We start from the raw sequence: 3107 nt of genomic DNA, 5'->3' as shown, positions 1-3107 counted from the left end.
CCCAAAGCCAGAGCCAAAGCCAGAGCCAAAGCCAGAGCCAAAGCCAGAGCCAAAGCCAGAGCCAGAGCCAGAGCCAGAGCGCCCCTCCCCAACCCTCCCCTGCGCTAGGCGCAAGGGAGGGGGCGGAGCTTGCGCTCGCACGCAACGTGCAGATGGAAGCGATCCACCCCCTCCCTTTTGCGTAGCAAAGGGGAGGGTTGGGGAGGGGTGCTTCTAGCGCGAAACTCCCAATCCACGAACAACTCCACGTCCAGGCCTGCCCCGAACAGCAGCCAGTGGCGTATGGTCAGCGCAACTCCCCGGTGTTCTCCCGCATGCGATTACCCCGTACCTGCATTGACCCAGCACCTCGGCAACGTATGGTCATACCGTCATGATCGAGTCGGCTACAGACAGCGCGCTGGCCGCCAGCATCGCCAGCTGCATCGCGCAGGGCTTCGAGGATTACCACCGCGACTTCGCCCAGGTCAGCCGGCGCGCACGCGAGCGCTTCCAGCGCCGAGACTGGGCCGCTGCCAAAGCCGATGCAGTGGAGCGCATCGAGCTGTATGACGTCTGTGTTGCACAATGCCGCACCCAGCTGGATCAGCTACTGCAGGGCAGTAGCGAACTGCAGCTGTTGTGGCGGCAGGTCAAACAGGACTTCGCCGGATTGATCGAGGGCCGCATCGACGGCGAGCTCTACAAGACCTTCTACAACACGCTCACCCGGCGTCTGTTTGCCACCCATGGCGTGGATGACAGCATCGAGTTCATGGCGCTGGACATCGAACCCTCCGACGCCATCACCCATCCGGTCGCGCGGCATGTCTATGCAGTGTCCGAGGCGCGCCCGGCCGAAGCGTTCTCGCGCTTGTTGGCGGACTATGCGTTCGACCTGCCGTACATGCACCAGCTGCGTTGTGCGGCGGCCATCGCGGTGCGGCTGCAGGATGATCTCTCGCATTGGGGGCCGTACCCGGTCCGCGCGATCGAGTTGTTGCAGACCGTGTTCTACCGCGAGCGACGTGCCTATCTCGTAGGGCGCGTGTTCGGCGAGCACCGGTTTTCGCCGTGTGTGATTGCGCTGGTCAACGATGAACACGGGATCCGCGCGGAGGCGGTGCTGAGCCGCCGGCGCGATGTGGCGCATCTGTTCGGCGTCTCGCGCAGCTACTTCCAGGCCGATCTGCCAACCGTGGCCGATGCAGTGGTGTTCCTGCGCAGCATCCTGCCGGGCAAGCCGGTGGACGAGATCTACACGGTGCTGGGCCGGGCCAAACAGGGCAAGACCGAGCGTTACCGCACTTTTTTCAGTCACTTCCAGCAGCACGACAACGAGCAGCTGGTGCACGCTGATGGCACGCCCGGCATGGTGATGACGGTATTCACCCTGCCCAGCTACCCGCTGGTATTCAAGCTGATACGTGATCGGTTTGCGTGGCCGAAGACGATGAGTCGGCAGGATGTTGAAGACAAGTACGCCTTGGTCTTCAATCTGGATCGCATCGGGCGCTTGCTGGATGCCCAGCCTTATCGCTACCTGCGCTTCCCCCTGCAACGGTTCGCGCCCGCGCTGCTGCAGGAACTTGTGCAGGAGTGCAGCCAGAGTGTCCGCGTCGATGGCGACGAGGTAGAGATCGCGTTGTGCTACGTGCAGCGGCGTTTCCGGCCGTTGAATCTCTACCTGCGTGAGCAGGGTGCAGAGGCGGCGCGCGCTGCCGCGCTGGACTATGCGCAGGCGATCCGCGACATGGCCTGCAACAACATCTTCCCCGGTGACATGTTGTTGAAGAACTTCGGCGTGTCGCGGCATGGTCGTGCGGTGTTCTACGACTATGACGAACTGTGCCTGCTTACCGAGTGCAACTTCCGGGCATGGCCGCAGCCACGCAGCGAGGAGGAGGCGATGGCCGCCGAGCCGTGGTTCCATGTCGCGGCCAACGATGTCTTCCCGGAGCGCTTCGGGCTGTTCATGGGTTTGCCGCCGTCGTCGCTGGAGCTGGTGCAGGAGAAGTTTGGTGAGCTGTTCGATCCGGCCTGGTGGCAGGGTCTGCAGGTCGGGTTCCAGCAAGGGCTGTACCCGGACACCCCCCCGTATCCGCGTGCGCTGCGCCTGGCCTGAAGCTTGCGGCGATCCACGGGCCGCGCTTTAATCCGCTTTCTGGACACAAGGAGAAGTGGGATGCGACAGGTATTTGCGGCCATGGCATTTGGCGCCATGCTTCTGACTACGATGCCGGTACCTGCCAGCGCAGCGAATGGCGGCGGTATCGCGGCGGTGCGTGAGCGGATTGAAAGCAGCATGGTGATCCGAGGCGAAGTCAGTATCGAGACCGACGGCTCGGTATCGGCAGTGCAGCTGGCCAAAGAGGACAAGCTGCCTGTCGGCGTGGTGAGCATGGTGCGCGATGCCGGGCTGAAGTGGCGCTTCGAACCTGTGCTCAGGGATGGCGTCGCAGTTCGTGCGGTGGCACCGATGAGCCTGCGTGTCATCGCCCGCAAACTTGATGGTGATCGCTATGAAATCAGCCTGCGCGGCATCAATTTCGCGCGGCTTGATGCCGATGATCCGGAGAACATCGCGCGTATCTCGCTGAAACCGCCGCGTTATCCCGAACAAGCCTTCCGTGCCGGGGTTTCCGGCAGCGTCTACCTGCTGGTCAAGGTCGGCAGGGACGGCAAGGTCGAAGATGCGTTTGCCGAGCAGGTGAACCTTACCTTCCTCAGCCGGGAGAACGATCAGCGGCGTGCCCGCGAGCTGTTGGCCAAGAGTGCTTTGGCCGGCGCCAGGCAGTGGACCTTCCGGGTTCCGACGCAAGGTCCTGGTGCTGCTCAACCGTTCTGGAATGTGCGTGTGCCGGTCAGCTACTCCCTGGATAACGGTGGTGCCGAAGGCCAGGAACAGGGGCGTTGGGTGAGTTATGTGCCGGGTCCGCGTGAGCGTGCGCCGTGGCGCGAAGACAGCGAACAGCTTGGTTTCTCGCCGGACGCGCTTGCAGATGGCAGCGTCAATCTGGTCGACAACAATGGCCCGCAGCTGCTGACCCCGCTGCAAGGCAGCTGACTCTCCGTGAGGTAGTGCCGAGCCATGCTCGGCAGGGGCTTCACCGGTAACGCCTCAGCCG

At 63.3% G+C, this 3107-nt stretch carries 2 protein-coding genes; both read left to right on the top strand.

The window, feature by feature from the left end:
• Positions 1-373 precede the first annotated feature (373 nt).
• A complete protein-coding gene (aceK, locus tag QMX78_RS20895) occupies positions 374-2104 on the top strand; it encodes a bifunctional isocitrate dehydrogenase kinase/phosphatase (RefSeq protein ID WP_282273269.1) in 1731 nt (576 codons plus the stop codon).
• Positions 2105-2164: 60 nt separating this feature from the next.
• Positions 2165-3046, top strand: coding sequence for a protein tonB (locus QMX78_RS20890; protein WP_282273267.1), 882 nt, complete (start codon positions 2165-2167; stop codon positions 3044-3046).
• Positions 3047-3107: the final 61 nt, after the last annotated feature.

It is taken from the genome of Stenotrophomonas sp. PS02298 (assembly GCF_029959445.1).
Taxonomy (GTDB): Bacteria; Pseudomonadota; Gammaproteobacteria; order Xanthomonadales; family Xanthomonadaceae; genus Stenotrophomonas.
Note: the sequence above shows the minus strand (reverse complement) of the source record. Positions and strands in the feature narration are given on the sequence as shown.

Coding starts and splice junctions, on each gene's coding strand:
- aceK (WP_282273269.1), top strand. CDS start 374: ATGATCGAGTCGGCTACAGACAGCGCGCTGGCCGCCAGCATCGCCAGC.
- QMX78_RS20890 (WP_282273267.1), top strand. CDS start 2,165: ATGCGACAGGTATTTGCGGCCATGGCATTTGGCGCCATGCTTCTGACT.